Origin of the sequence: Bdellovibrio sp. ZAP7, from assembly GCF_006874645.1 — a bacterium.
GTDB lineage: Bacteria > Bdellovibrionota > Bdellovibrionia > Bdellovibrionales > Bdellovibrionaceae > Bdellovibrio.
In genome coordinates, this window is the sequence record NZ_CP030082.1 from 57,814 (window position 1) to 77,776 (window position 19,963).

Consider the following 19,963-nt stretch of genomic DNA (forward strand, 5'->3'; position numbering starts at 1 on the left):
AACAGTATGTTTCGTAGCATCACTCAAGGACGAAAAATGATGAAAAAACTCGTTGTACTACTAGCGTGTTTCGGTTTGGTTGCAAATCTTAGTGCCTGCAGCCTTTTTAGTAAGGATTCTAAATCTGGTGAAGAAGTCACTTCTGACTTTGATTCAGCTGATTTGGAAAAACTTGAAGGCGAAGACGCTCTTCAAGCAGAAGGTGGCGCAGCTCCAGCAGCATCCGACCAACTTCCAGAAGATGCACTTGGCGAAACTCACACTGACACTGCGGCAGCGGCTCCAACTGATATGCCAGCTGAAGCTCCAGCAGAACCAACTGTAGCCGATCTTCCAGCAGATCCGTTTGCTCCACAACCAGATGCAGCCGCTCCAACAGACACAGCATCTTCGTCTGTACCAGAGCCAACAACTCCAGATATGCCATCACCAATGTCGGATTCTTCAAGCACGGCTTCGACTACTTATGTAGATCAAAGCTCTGAGCCTGCAGCTCCGAAAGTTTCTAAACCACTTCAAAAAGTTGCAACAGCACCTTGGCAAGTTGGTAAAGTTTGGTACAACACGGTTTATTTTGCGCGCCCAGGTGACTCTTTGAAGAGCATCAGCACAATGATCTATGGCAACAGCAAAAAAGTTGGCGAACTTAAAAAAGGAAATCCAACGATTGCTTCTCGTGGCGTAAAACCAGGTGACAAAGTTTATTACAACTCTCCTCACCGCGCTGACGACTCTGGCCGTTTGATTACTTATTACGAAGACAACGGCATCCAACCAGAAGTTTACACGGCCCAAGAAGGCGATGATCTTAAGAAAATCTCCAAAGAACTTTTGGGTTATAAAGATGCATGGAAAGAAGTTTGGGCAAGCAACTCTGTTGAATCAAAAACAAGTTTGCCTGCAGGAACTCAATTGCAATACTGGAAAGGTGGCCAAGTGGCTGCCGCAGCTCCGGCTGAACAGCATCAAGAGGTAGCAGGAACTCAAGCTCCTCCTCCGATGCCGGAAGCACCAGCAATGCCAGAGGCTCCGCCGATGCCAGAAGCTCCTCCACAACAGGCAGCTGCTGATATTCCGCCTCCACCAGATATGCAACCTCCAGCTGATCAGATGGCACCTCCACCTCCTCCGCCACCTGAAATGGCGCAAAATATGGCGCCGCCCCCACCGCCGCCTCCAATGCCGGTTATGAATCAACCGCACCAGGAAGCAGCTCCAGGTGGTATGGATAACGACACGACTATGGCTTTGGGTGTAGTTGGTTTGGCAGCAGCAGGTCTTGCAATCTTGATCGTGATGAGAAAGAAACGCAGACAACGTGAACTTGAACAACAGTCAATGGACAATACTCACGTAGGAACGTAGTAAAATCGGAGATTCGAAATCTGAAAAAGAAAAAGCCCACTTTATCAGTGGGCTTTTTTATTTTAAACCTACAACGAGCTACTTTGTGATAACCTATCCGACCTTTTTAAAGATCGAATCAATCACTGAGCGAGATTCACTGCGACCGTTCTCAACGAAATAAATCAAATCATCAACGATTTGAACGTCTCTGTTGTTCACGGGCATGAACTTCACTCCGCACCCATTTGAATTTGCCCAAATTATATGAGCGGCAACCTTGCGCTCTCGTCCTGCAACGACAAATATAAGGTGCAACTTTTCATTGGCGCGCACTTGGCCACCTGTAAACTCTAAGAAGGCTCCCGAGATGCTGATATTCTTAAGCGTGCCTTTAGTTTCCTCACGCGCATAATTACGCTTGAAAGAAACCTCTAGGTTTAGAGGGGTTCTTGGTGCCGGAACCTTTGCAGTGTCCTCCACATTAACTCCTTGGAATTGCTTAAAGTAGCTAGATAACTTTTCGGAATTGCGGGCGAAAAATTAAGAGTCTTGCGCTAAAAATACTTATTATTATGGTTACAGATAGGGAACGGAAACGCCTCATAATGAGACTAAGTGTTTGAAATGACGAAGCTTTGATCGAACTCGTAAACTTTCGGTTGGAGCCGGCTTTCGGGTCGCTAAAAAGTGAGCCGTATCCAAATAGGACTCCAAAGACATCCTTTTTCCCATTGACAAGATATCACCATTTCAAGGACAGTGGGGAAAAGCACACGATACCAGGTCCAGTCGGACTATCTCTAATATAGTATTTCCCTTTTCTCTCTTTATTTAAATTCCACAAGGAGTATTTGTTTGTCCGAACCAAAAGATTCATCAGGCGTTGAAGTCGTTAAAAAACGTACTCGCACCACGAAGTCTGCAGAAGCAGCTCCAGTAGAGTCTGCACCAGAAGTTGCTGCCGCGCCGGTCGCAGCAGAACCTCCTCCCCAGGCACCCGCTGCACCAGCTCCAGCTGAAGCCTCCGCAGCCGGTTCTTCAGAACCCGCTCCACAGCAACAACAACAAAGACAAGATCGTCCCCAACAACACCAACGTCGTGACTTCCGCCCCAACAATAGAGACAACCGCGATCGCGGTGACCGTAACGACCGTGGTGATAGAAATGACAGAAACGATCGTAACGACAGAGACCGTGGCCCACGCCACAGCAATGGCCCTCGTCGTGACTTCCACCGCGGAAGAAATGAAGACCACCAACCAGGTGGCGATGATCAAAACGCAACTCAACAACAGCCTGATGTAGATTTGGCAGATATCCAACTGACTGACGAGGAGAAATCTTGGTTATCGTCTAAGGATTTGAAATCCAAAAACATCACTCAGCTGACTGAGCTTGCTACAAAACTTAAAATCGAAAATGCTGCCGGCCTTCGCCGTCAGGATATGATTTTCGAAATCTTGAAACGTGCAGCTAAACTTGGTCAGGACATTTACGGTTCTGGTGTTCTTGAAATCTTGCCAGATGGTTATGGTTTCTTGCGTTCTCCAGACTATAACTATCTTCCAGGTCCGGATGATATCTACGTTTCTCCTTCTCAAATCCGTCGCTTCGGCTTGAGAACTGGTGACACTGTTACGGGGACGGTTCGTCCACCTAAAGAGGGTGAACGTTACTTCGCACTTTTGAAAGTTGATTCTCTAAACTTCGAGACAACTGAAAAAGGTAAAGACAAAATCCTATTCGACAACTTGACGCCGCTTTACCCAAATCAGCGTTTAAAACTTGAACACAATCCGGGCGACTACACGACTCGCGTTGTAGACTTGATGGCGCCACTTGGAAAAGGTCAACGTGCATTGATCGTTGCTCCTCCAAGAACAGGTAAAACAGTTCTAATGCAACAAATCGCCAACGCGATTACTGCAAATCACCCGGAAGTGAAGTTGATCGTTCTATTGATCGATGAACGTCCGGAAGAGGTGACTGACATGCAACGTACCGTTAAAGGTGAAGTTGTATCGTCAACGTTCGATGAACCACCAACTCGTCACGTTCAAGTTGCAGAGATGGTTATCGAAAAAGCAAAACGTTTGGTTGAGCACAAGCACGACGTAGTTATCTTGCTTGATTCCATCACTCGTTTGGCCCGCGCATACAACACAGTTGTTCCGCCGTCAGGAAAAATCTTGTCAGGTGGTGTGGACTCCAACGCCCTTCACAAGCCAAAACGTTTCTTCGGTGCCGCTCGTAATATCGAAGAAGGTGGATCTTTGACAATCATCGCAACAGCGTTGATCGACACAGGTTCTCGTATGGATGAAGTTATCTTCGAGGAATTTAAAGGTACTGGTAATGCTGAGATCCACTTGGATCGTAAGCTTATGGAAAAACGTATCTTCCCTTGTATGGACATCAACAAATCAGGTACTCGTAAAGAGGACTTGTTGATTGATAAAGCAGACTTGAACCGCCTGTGGATCCTAAGAAAAGTATTGGCGCCAATGAACGTTGTCGATGCGATGGACTTCTTGTTGGATAAAGTAGGCAACACGAAATCTAACGCTGACTTCTTGAAAGCGATGTCAGGAAACGGATAAATCCAGGCGAGAATGGAAAATTGAAAATAGATTTATAAGGGAGTCGCTAGACTCCCTTTTTCTTTTTCTATTTTTGGCTGTAGCCATGCAAAGTGCTGAGTTTCTTTTTTAAATGGTCAGTCTCACAGCCACCGTACAAAGTGCCATTGATAATACCTTCAAATGGATAGATAAAATCCGACATACCGTCACTGCCGGCCTTTGTCGTATCAATCACCATGGTGTTGTTAACTCCCACCACGGAAATTTGAATCTTGCCGCCTTTATCAAAGATGACTTGTGCAACACCCGCTTGATCTTCTTCGCCGGGGCTGCTGTGAACAACCTGATTGGTGTCGGAATCATAAGTCAGATTAATGAAGGGCTCCGTAAAAAAGCAGTAGATCTTTTCGGCTTTCGCCGCTTGCGTAGCCAACAAAATTGCGAAAACAGGCAATAAACGTTTCATAAATTCCTCTTTGATTCGGGGAATATCTGTGAGGTGGCAGAAAATCACAAGTTTCAATCAGGCAACGGTGGTGGTGCAAATCAGGTCTGGTTTTAAAGCCAAAAGGGGTCCTATTGGGAATTGACTGGTGGGCCCTGATAATTTGACTAAGATGCTGATATTATGAGATATTTTATAAACTATTTGTGGTAAATTAAGGTCTTTCGGGTGCTAAAAAAAGCAGCGATTAATGCTCGACAGCGGGTAACCCCTGTGTTACATCCTTACAGCTTAAGACCCACAGGTTAAATTATTTAAAAGGAATCAGGTCATGAAACAAAACCTTCATCCAAAAGTTAATACTGTAGTTTTCAAGGATATCTCTTGTGACTTCAGTTTCTTGGGAACTTCTACTCTTCACTCTAACGAAAAAGTTACGTGGGAAGACGGTAAAGAGTACCCTCTAGTTAAAGTTGAGATCTCTTCAGCATCTCACCCATTCTTCACTGGTAAACAGCGTGTAATGGATACTGAAGGTCGTATCGATCGTTTCAAAAAACGTTACGGCAAAAAGTAAATTGCAGACCTCCATCAGGAGGACTCTCTTATGTGAAATGCGGTTCTTAACTCGAACCGCATTTTCATTTCTGAATACCAACTCGATCTTGCAGCTGACCTAGGAGCAATCCCCATGTTCTCGAAATTGGAAGAAGTTGAATCACGTTACGAAGAAGTGAATATGTCACTTCAGCGTCCTGACATTGCTTCAAACCAAACTCAGTACCGCGCTCTCATGAAAGAGCTAGGGAACTTGGAAAAGATTGTGGTCCCATTCCGCGATTACAAGAAAAAGACTGAGAACTTGAAAGCCAGCAAAGAACTTTTGACGGCCGAGCAAGATCCAGAAATGCGCGAGTTGATCCGTGAAGAAGTAAAAGAGCTTGAAGCAGCCCTTCCCATACTTGAAGCAGAGTTAAAAATCGCCCTAATTCCTAAAGATCCAAACGACGACAAGAATATCATTCTTGAGATCCGGGCGGGTGCGGGTGGTGACGAAGCTTCATTGTTCGCCGAAGAAATGTTCCGTGGCTACACTCACTATGCTTCTTCTCAAGGCTGGAAAGTTGAAGTCATTTCTTTCTCCGAAGGTAACGTCGGGGGAGCAAAAGAGATCATCGCTTCTGTGTCTGGGGATTCCGTATTTAGCAAATTGAAATTCGAATCTGGTGTTCACCGTGTTCAGCGTGTTCCTGCTACTGAGGCTGCGGGTCGTATTCATACGTCCACCGTAACAGTTGCGGTGATCCCTGAAGTTGAAATCAAAGAAGTGAATATCCCAATGTCTGACGTACGCATCGAAACAATGCGTTCTCAAGGTTCGGGCGGTCAGTCTGTGAATAGAACTGAGTCAGCAGTGCGCGTTGTGCATTTGCCAACGGGCCTTGATGTAAAGTGCCAAGAGGGTAAATCTCAATCTGCCAACCGTGAGCGTGCATTCCAAATCCTTTACGCTAAACTTCAACAAATTGAAGACGAAAAAGCACGTAAAGAAGCTTCTGATGTTCGTTTGGACCAAATCGGTACTGGCGATCGTTCCGAACGTATCCGTACTTATAACTTCCCTCAGACACGTATCACTGATCACCGTATCGGTCTTACCATCCATCAGCTGGATCAAGTCATGAGCGGATCTTTTGGGTTGCTGATTGACCCACTCATTGCTAACTTCCAAGCAGAGGCTCTTAAAAAACAGACCTCTGCTTAGGGCTAATGAAACTCAAAGAAGTACTCGATAAGACCACCGCTTTTTTCAAAGATAAAAAACTAGAGACGCCTCGCCTCGATGCGGAGCTTTTATTCGCCCATAGTCTAAAGCTTGAGCGTATTCAGCTTTACTTAAAGTTCGACCAGCCTCTTTCCGAAGCCGAACTTGCAGGTCTGCGAGAATTGGTTCGCCGTCGTGGCCAGGGTGAACCCGTCGCATATATCCTGGGTTACCGTGATTTCTATAAATCCCGTTTTGAAGTTTCCCCCGCAACTTTGATCCCTCGTCCAGAAACTGAACAAATAGTTGAAGAAGCTTTGGCGTGGGCCAAAGATAAAGATCAAGCTTACACCCTTTTGGATCTGGGAACCGGCACAGGTTGTTTGGGACTTAGCATTCTTAAAGAGCTTCCAAATGCCAAATTGGTTTCCGTTGATGTGTCGGCTGATGCTATTGCGGTTGCAAAACGTAACGCTCAGTCCTTGGGTTTGGCTGATCGGGTGGAGTTTGTTAATGGCGATGCATCCAATGTCGATCTTGTAATGGCATCTTGCAGGAACTTCATGGGACAGAACACGCTAGACATATTAGTCTCTAATCCTCCCTATATTGCGAACGATGATCCCGCGGTGCAGGAGAACGTAAGAAAGTTTGAACCATCTACTGCACTATTCGCAGAAGACAATGGATTAGCACTTTTGAAATCGTGGTCCAAGGCGTATGCTCCTTACTTGTCATCAGAGTCCGTGATGATGATGGAAATGGGCATGAGCCAAGGCTCTGCAATGCAGAGTTATTATTCTGATTTAAATATTTTTAAAAACGTGCGCGTACTGAAAGATCTTTCAGGGCTTGATAGAGTTATCGCAGGAGTGAAGCATGGATAAAATGGTTGTGATGGGCAATGGCCCACTTAAAGGTACAGTGGCAGCAAGCGGCGCAAAAAATGCGGCACTTCCGATTTTGTTTTCCACGTTGCTGGCTGAAGGCAATCACGTTTTCACAAACATGCCTAAACTAAAAGACATCGAATCAACTTCTGAATTGTTGAATAGCCTTGGTTGCGCAACAAAATGGGTTGGTGACGAATTCCATGTGACTGTCAGCAAACCAGAATCTTTCGAAGCCTCTTACGACCTGGTTCGTAAAATGCGCGCAAGCTTCCTATGCATGGGCCCCATGCTTGCGAAATACGGTGAAGCCGTAGTTTCTCAGCCGGGTGGTTGTGCCATTGGCTCCCGTCCTATCGATTTACACTTGGATGGTTTCAAAGCTTTGGGTGCAACTATCACTCAAAAAGAAGGTTACGTTCACGCAGCTTCTCCAAAACTTCAGGGTGCAACTTTCTTGTTTGAAACTGTGACAGTGGGTGGAACAGAGAACGTGATGATGGCAGCCACTCTTGCAAAAGGTGTGACTATTCTTGAAAACGCAGCGAAAGAACCAGAAATCGTAGACCTTGCTGAGTACCTAAATAAAATGGGTGCGAAAATCACGGGTCACGGTACTTCAGTTATCCGCATCGAAGGTGTTGATAAATTGCATCCAGCAAAACACGCGATCATGCCAGATCGTATCGAAGCAGGAACTTTGTTGATCGCTGGTGCTATCACAAAAGGCCAAGTAACAGTTACTAATTGCGTACCTGCACACTTGGAAGCTTTGATTTTGAAAATGCGTGAATCAGGTTTCAAAATCGAAACAACAAAAGACACAATGACCGTATTCCCTGCTGATAAATGGGAAGCAGTGGATGTTACAACGGCTCCGCACCCATTGTTCCCCACAGATCTTCAAGCGCAATTCATGGCCTTGATGACTGTTGCTAACGGAACAAGCGTGATTACGGAAACAGTTTTCGAAAACCGCTTCATGCACGTAACCGAGCTTTGCCGCCTAGGATCTGACATCACTCCAAAAACCAGAGTAGCCGTCATCCGCGGAAACCCAGGTCAACTTACTGGCGCTCCAGTAATGGCAACCGACCTACGCGCCTCAGCCTCCCTAGTACTAGCGGGCCTAGTAGCAAGCGGCGAAACAGTAGTAAGCCGCATCTATCACTTGGACCGCGGCTACGAAAAACTAGAAGATAAGCTTTCAAGCTTAGGCGCAAAAATCCGCCGCCAGGAATAGCCCTACAAAAAAATCGGAAAACAAAAAAGGCAGGACCAAAAAATCCTGCCTTTTTTTATCGGGTTTGAGCCCCGTCTCCCGCTCAATACTTTAATAAGATAAATTCATATGAAAAGCATAAGCTAGATCGTGATCAGTGAGAGTATCGTATTCAGTCTGCTTAGGGTTGATCATGGGAGTGTAACAAGAAATCTCCTGAATAACTTCTCCAGCGGACCTATTGTCATACCAAAATCGAACGCCAGTAAATTTGGGCAGCAATCGAAAATCAGCTTTCTTCTCAATCACCGAGTAAGAACTCTTTAATTCTGTCTTAATATTTTCTTTGCGACGAACCGTTATTGAACAAAACGGAACATTCTTCACCGCCAACAAAGAAGTCATATGCCCTTCTTGAAAATAAAAAGTCCCAGCAGCTCCCGTATCAACCAGCTTCTGCAAAGCCACACCACTGTGCTCACAAAAATGCCCAAATAAAACACGGCCTCGATTTTCAAATATCAGCCGCTCATTTCGTTTATTTTCAATTCTAGAACCAATGTCGTAGTCCGGAAACTTAAACTTAGAAATAATTTTCTCAGAAGCGTCTGACCGACCTCTCCGCTCATGCACATGCCGAGACTCAACAAGCCACTTACTCAATCGAGCCCGATAAGAACTATTGTTTTGAGGAGAAACAAATGAAGCCGACCACGGCATCGAAGCGGGAGATGAAACCACAGAAGCAACTCGCCGAACCGGCGAAGACTCAACAACCAAAGAAACAGGCTTACGAACAAGCGGAGCAGACTCATCCTCCCCAGAACGAACCCCAACAAAAAAACAAACCCCAGCCAACCCTAAAAGAACCCAATTAGCTCTATCCACCAACTAAATGATACAACCAAGAACCAACAACCCAACTAAACATTTAAAAGATTATCAAAAAGAGATGGAATCCCCCGAACCAACAACGACTCTCACGAATCGATCCGGATCTAATCATGAAAAAGAGTCCGACAATCTTATAAATCCCCTCTTCTGACTGTTTTGTTTGAACATGTTTCAACAAGCCTAGCAAAATTCAGCGAAAGCAATTTGAGCTGCCCGTCCGAAGAGAGGCCTTCGGCGGCGCATGGATGCGCGAACCGGCAAAGCCGGCGCCGATGAGTCACGATGACGTGCCGACCGAAGCGACGGGTAGAACAAATTGATTTCGATGAATCTTCGATCAAGGTCTCTAGTTGCAGAAAAAAGGCAAAAAAAAGGGCCAGCAAGGAGGGGATTTATGCTGACCCTGTTAGGACTAAAAAAAATGATCTCAGCCCACGGAGGGGATTGGGGCTGAGACCTTTACGATTACTGAGTAACCTCAGAGATACCGAACACTACGAAGACAATCGTCTTATTCCCAGAAGCCATTCCAGGGAGGGGATCCACGGAATAACTTCCATATGCGGGAGCAAGCTGATGCTCTTGTTCGATACCGCTAATCATAACTTTGAAACCGATGAAAGGTGTAAGATCGAAGTCGGATTGAAGAAGGATTGTGTTTTGTGCATCAAGAACTAAAACGAAAGTTCCATCAGCCAAAACCGCAACTTCACCTACACGTGTCTGATAGTTGTAGTTTGAGGATTCTGTTCCAGTGATTTCATCGCCGTTAACTGCATTGTTTGGTAATACACCAGCACGAGCCACTGCGGAAATCGCAAGGACTAGTAAGATGTATACTGCAATCAGAGCATTTTTAATCACGAGAGATTCCCCCAAATAACTAAAAGACACTAATCCCTAGAGCAAGGTCTGTGCCAGACTGAGACACTCCCCATCTCGAACGTGCTCGATTTGGCGGCAACTCTGTCGGGGATACGCACTCAAATCGGAACTAGAGGTAATTCCAATATGGGTTTGCAGTTCAACTTTGGAACCAGTTTCCCGACTAAAGCACAGAGTGAGACATCGGAATCAGGGGAGCTTGGTTGTTTGACAAAAAAGCCAGTATTATTAAGCATCTATGTCTCGCATTCAAATCACCTGGGTAGTTCGAACACGCAGTGGGCAAGTTAAAGGCCCTTACTCTACTGAAGCCATTCTTCGCATGATTGGTGAGGGTGTTTTTTCGGGTCAGGAGATGATTTCAAAATTGCCTGATGGTCAGTGGACGCAAATTTCTAAAGAGGCCGCGTTCTATGATAAGTTACTCGAAGCACTTGAGGGTGTTGTCGACGTCGATCCAAAAAAAGTTCAAAAGATGGAAGCAGAAACGGTGATAATGAAACCACCGTCTGGCCAAACGAATTCTTCGTCAACGATCCCTGGTGGGCCGACGAAGGATAGCTTGGCAAATATCAAAGTCGATCCGAATGCGGGTCGAAAAATTGATATCTATGATTCTCCGTCGCACGTAGCACCCGTCACTATTCCGGGAACTATTTCTTCGAATAAAACAAAAACGGATGCGAAAGCAACAGTCATCGATCTTTCAAATTTGAAAAACATGGAGAAAGATCAGCTCGTAAAAACCTTGAAGCTTCCATTGTTGGGGCTTGCTGCAGTCATTCTGATTGGTATCTGGTTGTTGATGGATGACGGTCCTGCGCGCGGAGATAAAATTCATCTTTTAGCTCCAGCCAAGCAGACGTCTCCGATGTCAGATGCTGACGTGAAAAAGAAACTGAACGAAGCCTTGGTCGCAATGGAGTACGATACTTTTGAATCGTATTTGGATGCACAAAATAAACTTGTCTCTATCGTTGAAGGTTCTTCTTCTAATCTTGAAGTGCGTGGCTTACTGTGTGTGGTTTACAGAGAGCTTTGGCCTTTTGCCAAACAAGATGCCCAGGATTTTAAAACCATTTCTGCAGTGACGCAATCCACCCGCGCCATCAATGTCGTAAGCCCATTTGGGCGCGTGTGTGAGGCGGTCAAACTTTTAACGCTTGGTAAATACCGCGAAGCACGCAGTAACATCGAAGCGACCTTGGAAAGCCCCGAGCAATTCTCTTTGGTGCCGATTCTTTACACATATAAGGCTGAGCTTTTAGAATTAGAAAAAGACTATAACAACGCCGTCCCCTATTTTGAAAAAGCCAGTCAGATGTGGGACAAATGGCTTCACCCACAAGTGATGTTGGGTAAGCTTTATATGTCCGTGGATAAATACAACGAGGCATCGCAAGTTTTAAGAAACGTTCTGGCCAAGAATCCAAAGCATCGTGAAGCTAAAATTTTGATGGGCATCACAGAATATCGCGGATTTAAAAAGTCAGATTCTGCATTTAGCTTTTTAAGTGCAGCGCTGGAATCAAAAAGCCAGGTTTCACCTATCGTCGAGTCGACAGGCTTGCAAGTTCTGGCTGAAATTTACGTCGAAAGAAATGAAAAGAAAAAAGCTCTAAGCATGGCGCAAAAGGCGTTCGCTCTGAACCCGAACAACGGTGGTCTTCGTCAGTTGGTATTACGCCTGGGTGGTTCCGATAAAATTTCTGGTGGTAAAAATCAGACTAGCGACATTCTGTTCTTGGGTGACCAATACGTCCGCCAAGGTGACTATCTTGCGGCACAAGCCGAATTTAAAGCGGCTTTTGAATCGGATCCCAAGAATGGGACTGCAGCTCTTAAAGCAGCAAAAGCATTGTGGCAATTAAATCAAAGTTTCGAAGCGATTGAGTGGCTTAACAAAGCTATTAAAGCTGAACCGAAACTGGTTTCTGCTTATGTGACTCAAGCCGACTATCTGTCTCAGCGTTTTGACTTTGCAAAAGCCACGACGGTTTTAACGAATGCCATTCGTATCGCTCCAAATAACTATGAGGTTTTGCGTGGATTGGCGTTGTTAGAGTTCCGTAAAAACAATATGCCTGGCGCAGTTAATTACGGAATGCGTTCGTTGAAAGCTTATGATGGTGACATCGAAACGTATATTTTACTTTCGAAAGCAAATGGTGCTCTTGCCCTTTCGATCATGCCTTTAAATAAAAAGGAAATTGAACGCAAAGAAATCGCTGGGAAAGACGCGGTTCGCTTTGCAACGAAAGCTGTCGAGGTTGATGGAACCAATCCAGAAGCGCAAATCACCTATGCAAAAATGTTGGCTGCCACGAATGGTGTGGATTCCGGCATCACGTATCTTAATGAGTTGATCAAACGATTCTCGTACACGTTAGATTACCGTATTGCCTTGGCAGAGGTGATGAAATCAGAAGATCGTTGGAACCAAGCCAAAGATATTTATGAAAGAGTTGTCGAGGCAGATCAGCGTAATAAAAAAGGTTGGTTGGGTCTTGGTGAAAGCTATAAGGCGTTGGGACTTAACGATAAATCTTTGAAAGCGTTCCTTCAGGCGGCCATTCTTGATCCGTCTGATGGTGAAGCTTTATTTCAAGCAGGGAAATTGTATTTGGAAACGGCTCGTTATGACGATGCGATCAAACAATTTAAACGTGTTCAGGCTACTAACCCGAACTACCCTCGTACCTGGTACAACATTGGTAAAGCGGCCTTTTCTTCGGGTGATTTGAATGGCGCAGTTGAAGCAGCGAAGATGGAAAAAAAACTAAATCCAAATATCGCAGACTCCTACATACTGGCGGCAGAAGTGTATGCGGCTCGCAAACAGTTTACAGAGTGTGCGGGTGAATACTCCCAGGCCATGAAACTCCGTCCTCAAGGGGCGGATATTTATGTACGGGCGGCGCAGTGTTACCGTCAGTCGGCATCATTGGAAGTGGCAGAAGACATGCTCGCGCTGGCTGCGGCTCGCGAAAGTGGATACGCGGAAATTTATCGGGAACAAGGGGCGATCTATGAGATCAAGGGTGATATTCGCTCCGCAGCACAAGCCTACAATAAATACTTAGGCCTCTCCCCAAATGCTCCAGATCGTGCTGAAATAGAAAACAAGTTAAATAGACTTGGTAATTAAAGACTGAGTAGGGACGTTCACGGAGGATGCCATCATGGGAATCGGCGACAAACTAAGTAGCTTTTCAAATAATGTTCAAGAAGGCGTAAAATCCACAACGATGACAGTTTTGCATATTTCATTGCGAATGATCACGGGCTTCTTTGTCGGGATGACTCTGGCTTTGATCGGTCAGGAATTGATCGGTTATGGAACATTCGCCCTGATTTTCGCGACGATCGTTGTCATGGCAGTTATCATAAAACTTCTTTCCCAGTGGAGTTTTGCGCAAATCTTAATTTTTGATTTGATTGTCGTCCTTGTCGGGATGCTTTTAAGAATGTATATACTGGTCGCACCTTAACCGAGGACTTCTGAACAATGATCGATATTAAACTTCTGGAAAAAAAAGCTGAAAATGGGGCTTCTTATTACGATGAGTATAAGCAGGCTTTGATCAATCGTGGTGGTACTCCGGAAATCCTGGATCAAATCATGGAGCTTAATAAAAAGCGCAAAGAGATGATCGCTCAGGCGGAAACTGCGAAAGCCAATCAAAATAAATTGAGTGGCGAGATCGGAAAACTAAAACGGGAAGGCAAAGATGCTTCCTCGCTATTAGCAGAAGTGGAAACAATCAAAGGTTCTGTAAAAGATCTTGAAACAAAAGCTTCTGAAGCTGACCAACAAGTTTTGAATTTGGCTCTTGTGATGCCAAACAAACCGCACTCTTCTGTTCCGGTTGGTTCTTCTGAGAAGGAAAACCAAGTCATTAAAACTTGGGGTGAAATTCCAAAGTTTTCTTTCAAAGCGAAAGAGCACTGGGAACTTGGCGAAAAGCTAAACATCATCGACTTCGAACGCGCTGGTAAAACTACTGGCACTCGCTTTGCTTTCCTTAAAGGGGCGGCGGCTCAGCTTGAGCGTTCATTGATTCAGTTCATGATGGATATGCACTCTACTCGTCATGGTTATACTGAAATGATTCCGCCATTCATGGTGAACTCAAACAGTTTGACGGGTACAGGTAACTTCCCGAAATTTAAAGAAGACGTTTTCCACTTGGAAGGCTCTGATCTTTATTTGATTCCTACTGCGGAAGTTCCAGTTACGAATTACTACAATAACGAGATTTTGGATGAAAAAGATCTTCCACAAAGCTTTTGTGCTTACTCCCCTTGCTTCCGTTCTGAGGCTGGCAGTGCCGGTCGCGATACGAAGGGTTTGATTCGTCAGCATCAGTTCGACAAAGTTGAGCTTATGACTTTCTGTCATCCTGATAAGTCTTATGAAGTTCACGAGGCTTTGACGTCTCATGCAGAGCAGGTTCTGATCGATCTTGAGCTTCCTTTCCGCCGTATGCTTTTGTGCACGGGTGATATGGGCTTTGGATCTGCTAGAACCCATGACCTTGAAGTATGGCTTCCGGGTCAAAACACATATCGCGAGATCAGTTCATGCTCGAACTTTGAAGACTTTCAAGCTCGTCGTGCGAATATCCGCTTCCGTTCTGCTGGTGGTAAGCCTCAGTTCGTTCATACATTGAACGGTTCTGCCCTGGCGGTGGGACGTACTTTGGTGGCGATTCTTGAGAACTACCAACGTGAAGATGGCTCAATCGCAGTTCCTAAAGCGCTTCAGAACTACATGGGCGGAAAAACCGAAATCAAATAGTGCGATTAGGGCCTCACAGATCGTGTGGGCCTTAAAATATGCTGCGCGTCATTACAACAACCGCTTGATAACTCACGTCAAAACCCATAGAACGGTCGACGGAGAGTTGGTAGAGTGGTTGAATACACCAGTCTTGAAAACTGGCAGCCCTTCGCGGGGCTCGAGGGTTCGAATCCCTCACTCTCCGCCATTTGTTTGCTGGACAGCGAAGCTGAATGCAAACGCAAAAAACGAAAAAGCGATCCTTAGTGATCGCTTTTTTTATTTCTGAACATCGTAAGTCTGGTCTATTGGCAAGATTGTTTCGTTGGCCTTCCTCTGTAGTGAATTTCCCCTTTAACATATAGTTATGAAACTGTTTATGGCACTTGGATTGCTGACCTGTCTTGTGAGCCCTGCGGCTAAAGCATGGATGGGGTTTAACATCGTTGGTTCAGAGTATTCCCTTCAGAAGGATTCAGAAGTTCCTAAGAATCCTATTTCTATGCCAGGCCTTCGATCACAAGATACTGTGGGGGTTTGCTATGCTTTCACGGCAGCCGCACTTTTTGATCAAGCTAATTGTGTCGCAAAAAAAATCTCAAACTGCGCCGAGATTCCCGAGAAGGATCGAGTTTCGCCATTGGATATTTCCAGATTTGGCAAAGTGTTAGCAGAAGATGAAGACCGAACTGACCGCTTTAATTATGAGGGCCTGAACTTCGGTGGGTCGAACGCGGCTTTGACTTTGCAAAATGCCATCGGATCCGGTGGGGTTGCACGCGAAACCTGTGCCCCGTTTGATCAATTCACGTCGAGCGTTTCAGATTTAAAAGAGGCGCAAAAAATTGAATCGGAAATTTGGAACAAATTCACCAATGCCTATAATGAATACGTAAAAATCAAAAAGAAAAGCGGTCAGGGAGCCGCAGATATTTTTGCGGCAGAAAAATCAAAAGAGTTAGTGGAAACCTGCCGAATAAGAACGCCTCAAGAAGAAGTGCTTAAGGCGTTCTCTGAAGATACTTATGAAAGATTTTTAGATAAGGCTTTAGTTCCTGATAAATGTTGGGATTTCAAGGAACAGGTCAGCCTAAATGGAGATTGGAAATTAAATATATTTCCGTCTGTCGGTAAAAAATCAAACTACAAAGAAACGTCAGAAAAAATCAAAGAAATCCTGGCTACTGGCCAGCCCGTCGTTTTTGATTTTTGTGCTCAGGAGCCACTTACGGCAAAAAAAATCGCGCAATGTAAAGGCTATGGCCACTCAGTCGTGGTCACGGCATTTAGTAAAGCTTGTAACTCGAAAGGCAAGTGTGTTGATCGAGTGAAAGTGCACAATCCATGGGGTGCCGGCTGGCAGAAAAATTATACAGATGATGGCTGGGTAGAGGCCAAGGTCCTTCTTGATCGTAGTTTTTACGAGAATCAGTCCTTGACCTGGTTATCAGAGAAAAAATAAATCCAACTACTGATTTTTGTTCATCGTACAAAAGATTTTTGTACTTTGCGGGCCGAAGCCGCCGTATGTGATGTAGTAAATTGTTTTAGTCGCGGGATCTTGGCGCATGTAATACACAACTGCCGGGCCTCCTTCAGAGTTCGTCATCACCACTCGTGAGGCGTTACTGCCTTCGGTAATGCGAGCGTTTTGTCTTGCATAGTCTGTTGCCTCTTGGCGTCCTTTTGTCAGATCCCAGCTTGCATACGGATTTTCTGGATAGAAGTAAGCAAACATAGTGGAGAAGTACGTGGTGCCGTTATCCAATTGATCAATCATCAACTCGGCAAAGTGTTCGTGATCGGGATTTAGATTTCCCAGATGATAACAGCCCCCACTGTAGACTGCGGGCTCCAGGCTGACTGCATGTGGAGTGTTATTGAATCCGGAAAGAATGGATTTCATAACTTTTGTGCATTTCAAACTGTCGCAGGCGTCCTCAGGAAGCTCGGCAACAGCTGGCGCTGCATGAATTGACAATGACCACAGTGCGGTAAGAATGATGATGAATTGTTTCATTTATGTCCCCTCGTACTAAAAGCATAAATTTTCTTTGGGGACCGTCAATCGGTTTGTTATGCTCGATTGAATTTAAAAAGGAAACTCTATGTCTCACCTTATCGATATTATTTTGCATCTTGATCAGCATTTGGTTCAGTGGATGGCGTATTTTGGGCCGTGGATCTATGTGATCATGTTTTTGGTGATTTTCTGTGAAACAGGATTGGTAGTGACACCGTTCTTGCCTGGGGATTCTTTATTGTTCGCATTGGGTGCTTTGACGACGGTTGAGGGCGGTTTGAATCTTTGGATTTTGCTAGGCTCTTTGACGATTGCCGGGATCTTGGGTGATACCGTCAACTATCACTTGGGTAAGAAGTTCGGTCCCAAGGTCTTTGAAATCGACAGTCGCTTCTTTAAAAAGCAGTACTTAATCGATACGCAAAATTTTTATGATAAATGGGGAGCATTCACGATCGTGGCGGCTCGCTTTGCACCGATTGTTAGAACATTCGCGCCGTTTGTGGCGGGTATCGGAAACATGAAGTACAGAAAGTTTATTTCGTACAACGTGATTGGGGCGATTGCTTGGGTTTTCATCTTTATCCTGGCGGGACATTTTTTCGGAAACTTGCCAGTGGTAAAAAGAAACTTCCACATCGTGATCTTTGGTGTGATCGGTGTATCTTTGATTCCGATGGTATGGCCTTGGATTTCTTCTCGCCTGAAAAAGGCATAGAAAAAAGCTGCTTGAGTTATCGGTACTCAAGCAGCATTTCGTTTGCTTGCCCAGAGTTATAGTTGATTCTTCCATCAACTCCCACAGACAAGTAATGATTTGAATTTTCGTGAAGATGGGAAGAATGCATATCCCAATTTTCTTCACGGCACTTGTTTTCGTCGCCAAGAATGGCTTCTTTGATAGCGTCTCTAAGATAATAAATAACCTTTGATGAGTGAGCTTTTAGTTCCATTGATCTTCTCCTTTGTTGTCCGGATGTCCGGTTGATTAGGAGTAAAGCAAGGGGCTTGCCGTCCGAAACTGGTGCTCAAGTCTTATATATGGGATTTGATAAGGTTGGTTCTGATTTTAGAAACCCAATTCTAGGAATTGGGTATTTCGCAGAAAGGTTCTTACGCCGCTTTTTTAAGAAGCTTTTTAAGATCCGTATTCGTTTCAAAGAAGACTGGATCAGTTGATTTATAATGGTCAGCCAAATGCTTCACCACAAAGCTTCCGCTCGCACGGAAAAGTGGATTTTTGGATTCCAGGAACTCAAAAAGTTTTTTCGCAAGCTCAGTGTCAAAGTTCTGCTTACCCGTAACCAGCAATGCATCGGCAGAGACACGATTATGGCTTGCATAGATGTATTGACGAAGGAAACTAACGTCGCGAGCAAGGTCACCAAGAACAATGATGGTGTTTGCTTGAGTGCGTGGATCCTTGTGATCAAGACATTTTTCCAGAACCGCCAACAAAGAGCTTTCAACGAAAGCATGTGGGATCAAGTTCGAAGCCAAAGAAACCACTGATGCTAGGACTTTGTCAGAAATGTCTTTTTGCTTATTAAGTTTGTAAGCAGTTTCCACAAGTTTTTCAAAACCGGCCACTTGTTGCAGGCTTGTTTGGTTTACTTTGAAAGTTTTTAAAACTGAGAATACGCGGAAGAAACTGATTTCATCTTTTTCTTGCAACGACTTTTCCAAGAAACGATAGATACAAATCAAATCGCTATCGCTGCGATAGTAAGTCAGCTTTTCAAGCTGATGACGACCCAAAAGCCTGTCAATAGATGTAAAATCATTTACTTTGCACAAAGTTGCTGGAGTCGAGAAACCTTTTAGCATTGTGCTTTTCGTCTCAGCGATCGTGCAAAGATCATTTACCGACGAACTTGCTTCGCTATAGAAAGTGATTGAGCTTTTCGCTTTTTCATCTACTTGGCTTAATAGGCGCGCAGATTCGATAAGTGGCAACCCAGAAAGTCCGTAACCAGAATCCTGAGGGACGAAGCGAATTTTGCCAATAACGAAAGAGCCTTTAACTTTGAAATAGTGATCTGCTCCCGCTGGAAGATGATCTTCGATGTCTTGAGCCACTTCAAAAATCGCGCGCAAGCACGCAAGAGACATAGCTTGAGAATTAACACCCTGACATTCTTTAACGTGGAACACGATTTCGTCACCCACGTATTGGTAAATCAAACCATTATAGCGCTCAATGATTTCACGAGAGCGGATGAAGTATTGATTCATCATATCGCTTACGTATTCGTCTTTTTTATCCAGGAAGATTTGTGTGTAACCGTTTAGATCCACGCGCACCATGGAAGTCTGGAATGCGTAAGGCGCTTTTCTGCCGGACTTCAGTTCGTGAACAATCGCAGGAGTCAAAGTCTCGGTATAGACCTTGTTCTCATAGGCCAGAGTTCTTTGCGTCGCTTCGTAAGTTTGTGCCGCATGCAGAAGAGTCGCGCCTTCTTTAGAAAGAGAGCGGATCTTTGTCATCTTTTCGCGATCGCGAGAAGAAAGTATCTTTGTTAGATCGATAATGTCTTTTAAGAACAACCAAACAATCAATGACAAGAATACTGTCACAGAAACTAGATCGCGCAGAATCATGCCTTTATAGTCCCAAGCTGTTTGCATGATGATGCGGGGTTTGTTTTGGAAAACGCCAACTGTCAGGCGGTAGTCCATGATCTTAATTGTTCTAAAGGCGATGTTTTTCGTCGCTAGAATTTCGTTAAAGACTTTATAGTCTGCATTGATGCTTTCAGCATCGCCGTTGTTGTTGTGGAAGCTCACAAGGTCACTGCCTTTTTGCAGAATATAGAAATGAATTAGATTTAGTTCGCGAGCTTTATCAAGATTGGCTTTTACCAGATCTGTGTTTTCACCAACAAGCGCAGAAATCTGACTGTCTTCAACGAAAGTCATTTGCGCATGTTTTGTTTCAATCACTTGCTCAGTCATTTCAGCAACGTTGAAATAAAATTGAGTCGCAGTAATGCCTACGTAAGCAACCCAAAAGGTTCCCACGATTAACAGCACCATTGATTTGTTGCGCTTACCCTTCGCAAACAAAATGAATCTCCTTATTAAAGACTAGCGACTTCATTTTGTTTATCGGTTTGGTCTGGGAAC

Annotated in this window: 18 protein-coding genes and 1 tRNA gene; 12 read left to right on the plus strand and 7 right to left on the minus strand. The window is 44.7% G+C overall.

Features of this window, described 5'->3' with window-relative positions:
- Window positions 1-36: 36 nt before the first annotated feature.
- Entirely contained in the window at window positions 37-1,365 is a 1,329-nt protein-coding gene (locus tag DOM22_RS00290; RefSeq protein WP_142698482.1) for a LysM peptidoglycan-binding domain-containing protein, read from the plus strand.
- A 93-nt stretch (window positions 1,366-1,458) separates the two neighbouring features.
- Here the strand turns inward: DOM22_RS00290 and DOM22_RS00295 are convergent, their stop codons facing one another.
- On the minus strand, window positions 1,459-1,827 hold the full coding sequence (locus DOM22_RS00295; RefSeq protein ID WP_142698483.1) for a PilZ domain-containing protein: 369 nt from the start codon (window positions 1,825-1,827) through the stop codon (window positions 1,459-1,461).
- A gap of 375 nt (window positions 1,828-2,202) precedes the next feature.
- Here DOM22_RS00295 and rho point away from each other — a divergent pair, with 375 nt between their 5' ends.
- Window positions 2,203-3,948, plus strand: a complete 1,746-nt coding sequence (gene rho / locus DOM22_RS00300) for a transcription termination factor Rho (RefSeq protein ID WP_142698484.1) — start codon at window positions 2,203-2,205, stop codon at window positions 3,946-3,948.
- Window positions 3,949-4,015: 67 nt separating this feature from the next.
- On the opposite strand, the gene DOM22_RS00305 is transcribed toward rho, so the two are convergent.
- Window positions 4,016-4,396, minus strand: coding sequence for a hypothetical protein (locus DOM22_RS00305; RefSeq protein WP_142698485.1), 381 nt, complete (start codon window positions 4,394-4,396; stop codon window positions 4,016-4,018).
- 310 nt (window positions 4,397-4,706) lie between these two features.
- Between DOM22_RS00305 and DOM22_RS00310 the strand changes: the two genes are divergently transcribed.
- The 4 genes from DOM22_RS00310 (at window position 4,707) to murA (ending at window position 8,273) form a co-directional block, all read left to right on the plus strand.
- On the plus strand, window positions 4,707-4,952 hold the full coding sequence (locus tag DOM22_RS00310) for a type B 50S ribosomal protein L31 (protein WP_142698486.1): 246 nt from the start codon (window positions 4,707-4,709) through the stop codon (window positions 4,950-4,952).
- Window positions 4,953-5,066: 114 nt separating this feature from the next.
- Window positions 5,067-6,140 (plus strand): peptide chain release factor 1, encoded by a 1,074-nt coding sequence (prfA, locus tag DOM22_RS00315; protein ID WP_142698487.1) that lies wholly within the window; start codon window positions 5,067-5,069, stop codon window positions 6,138-6,140.
- A gap of 5 nt (window positions 6,141-6,145) precedes the next feature.
- Entirely contained in the window at window positions 6,146-7,027 is an 882-nt protein-coding gene (prmC, locus tag DOM22_RS00320; RefSeq protein WP_142698488.1) for a peptide chain release factor N(5)-glutamine methyltransferase, read from the plus strand.
- Entirely contained in the window at window positions 7,020-8,273 is a 1,254-nt protein-coding gene (murA, locus tag DOM22_RS00325; protein ID WP_142698489.1) for a UDP-N-acetylglucosamine 1-carboxyvinyltransferase, read from the plus strand. The genes prmC and murA overlap by 8 nt, the downstream gene beginning before the upstream one ends.
- A gap of 90 nt (window positions 8,274-8,363) precedes the next feature.
- Here the strand turns inward: murA and DOM22_RS00330 are convergent, their stop codons facing one another.
- Together DOM22_RS00330 and DOM22_RS00335 are read right to left on the minus strand one after the other, a co-directional pair.
- Entirely contained in the window at window positions 8,364-9,140 is a 777-nt protein-coding gene (locus tag DOM22_RS00330; protein WP_142698490.1) for a hypothetical protein, read from the minus strand.
- 471 nt (window positions 9,141-9,611) lie between these two features.
- Window positions 9,612-10,010, minus strand: a complete 399-nt coding sequence (locus DOM22_RS00335; RefSeq protein ID WP_142698491.1) for a hypothetical protein — start codon at window positions 10,008-10,010, stop codon at window positions 9,612-9,614.
- A 259-nt stretch (window positions 10,011-10,269) separates the two neighbouring features.
- Between DOM22_RS00335 and DOM22_RS00340 the strand changes: the two genes are divergently transcribed.
- The 5 genes from DOM22_RS00340 to DOM22_RS00360 all read left to right on the plus strand — a co-directional run bounded on the left by DOM22_RS00340 (window position 10,270) and on the right by DOM22_RS00360 (window position 16,276).
- A complete protein-coding gene (locus DOM22_RS00340) occupies window positions 10,270-13,179 on the plus strand; it encodes a tetratricopeptide repeat protein (protein WP_142698492.1) in 2,910 nt (969 codons plus the stop codon).
- A 34-nt stretch (window positions 13,180-13,213) separates the two neighbouring features.
- Entirely contained in the window at window positions 13,214-13,522 is a 309-nt protein-coding gene (locus DOM22_RS00345) for a hypothetical protein (protein WP_142698493.1), read from the plus strand.
- A gap of 17 nt (window positions 13,523-13,539) precedes the next feature.
- On the plus strand, window positions 13,540-14,832 hold the full coding sequence (gene serS, locus DOM22_RS00350) for a serine--tRNA ligase (protein ID WP_142698494.1): 1,293 nt from the start codon (window positions 13,540-13,542) through the stop codon (window positions 14,830-14,832).
- 100 nt (window positions 14,833-14,932) lie between these two features.
- A tRNA-Ser gene (locus DOM22_RS00355) sits at window positions 14,933-15,022 on the plus strand.
- Window positions 15,023-15,193: 171 nt separating this feature from the next.
- Window positions 15,194-16,276 (plus strand): hypothetical protein, encoded by a 1,083-nt coding sequence (locus DOM22_RS00360; RefSeq protein ID WP_210415658.1) that lies wholly within the window; start codon window positions 15,194-15,196, stop codon window positions 16,274-16,276.
- Window positions 16,277-16,282: 6 nt separating this feature from the next.
- On the opposite strand, the gene DOM22_RS00365 is transcribed toward DOM22_RS00360, so the two are convergent.
- Window positions 16,283-16,834: a hypothetical protein gene (locus DOM22_RS00365; protein ID WP_142698496.1), complete on the minus strand. Its 552-nt coding sequence runs from the start codon at window positions 16,832-16,834 to the stop codon at window positions 16,283-16,285.
- Between the two features lie 88 nt (window positions 16,835-16,922).
- On the opposite strand from DOM22_RS00365, the gene DOM22_RS00370 reads away from it, so the two are divergent.
- On the plus strand, window positions 16,923-17,555 hold the full coding sequence (locus DOM22_RS00370) for a DedA family protein (protein ID WP_142698497.1): 633 nt from the start codon (window positions 16,923-16,925) through the stop codon (window positions 17,553-17,555).
- 16 nt (window positions 17,556-17,571) lie between these two features.
- Here the strand turns inward: DOM22_RS00370 and DOM22_RS00375 are convergent, their stop codons facing one another.
- On the minus strand, window positions 17,572-17,790 hold the full coding sequence (locus DOM22_RS00375) for a hypothetical protein (RefSeq protein WP_142698498.1): 219 nt from the start codon (window positions 17,788-17,790) through the stop codon (window positions 17,572-17,574).
- Window positions 17,791-17,950: 160 nt separating this feature from the next.
- The gene (locus tag DOM22_RS00380; RefSeq protein ID WP_246845773.1) at window positions 17,951-19,903 is read right to left on the minus strand and encodes an adenylate cyclase; all 1,953 of its coding nucleotides are present in this window, start codon (window positions 19,901-19,903) and stop codon (window positions 17,951-17,953) included.
- Window positions 19,904-19,963: the final 60 nt, after the last annotated feature.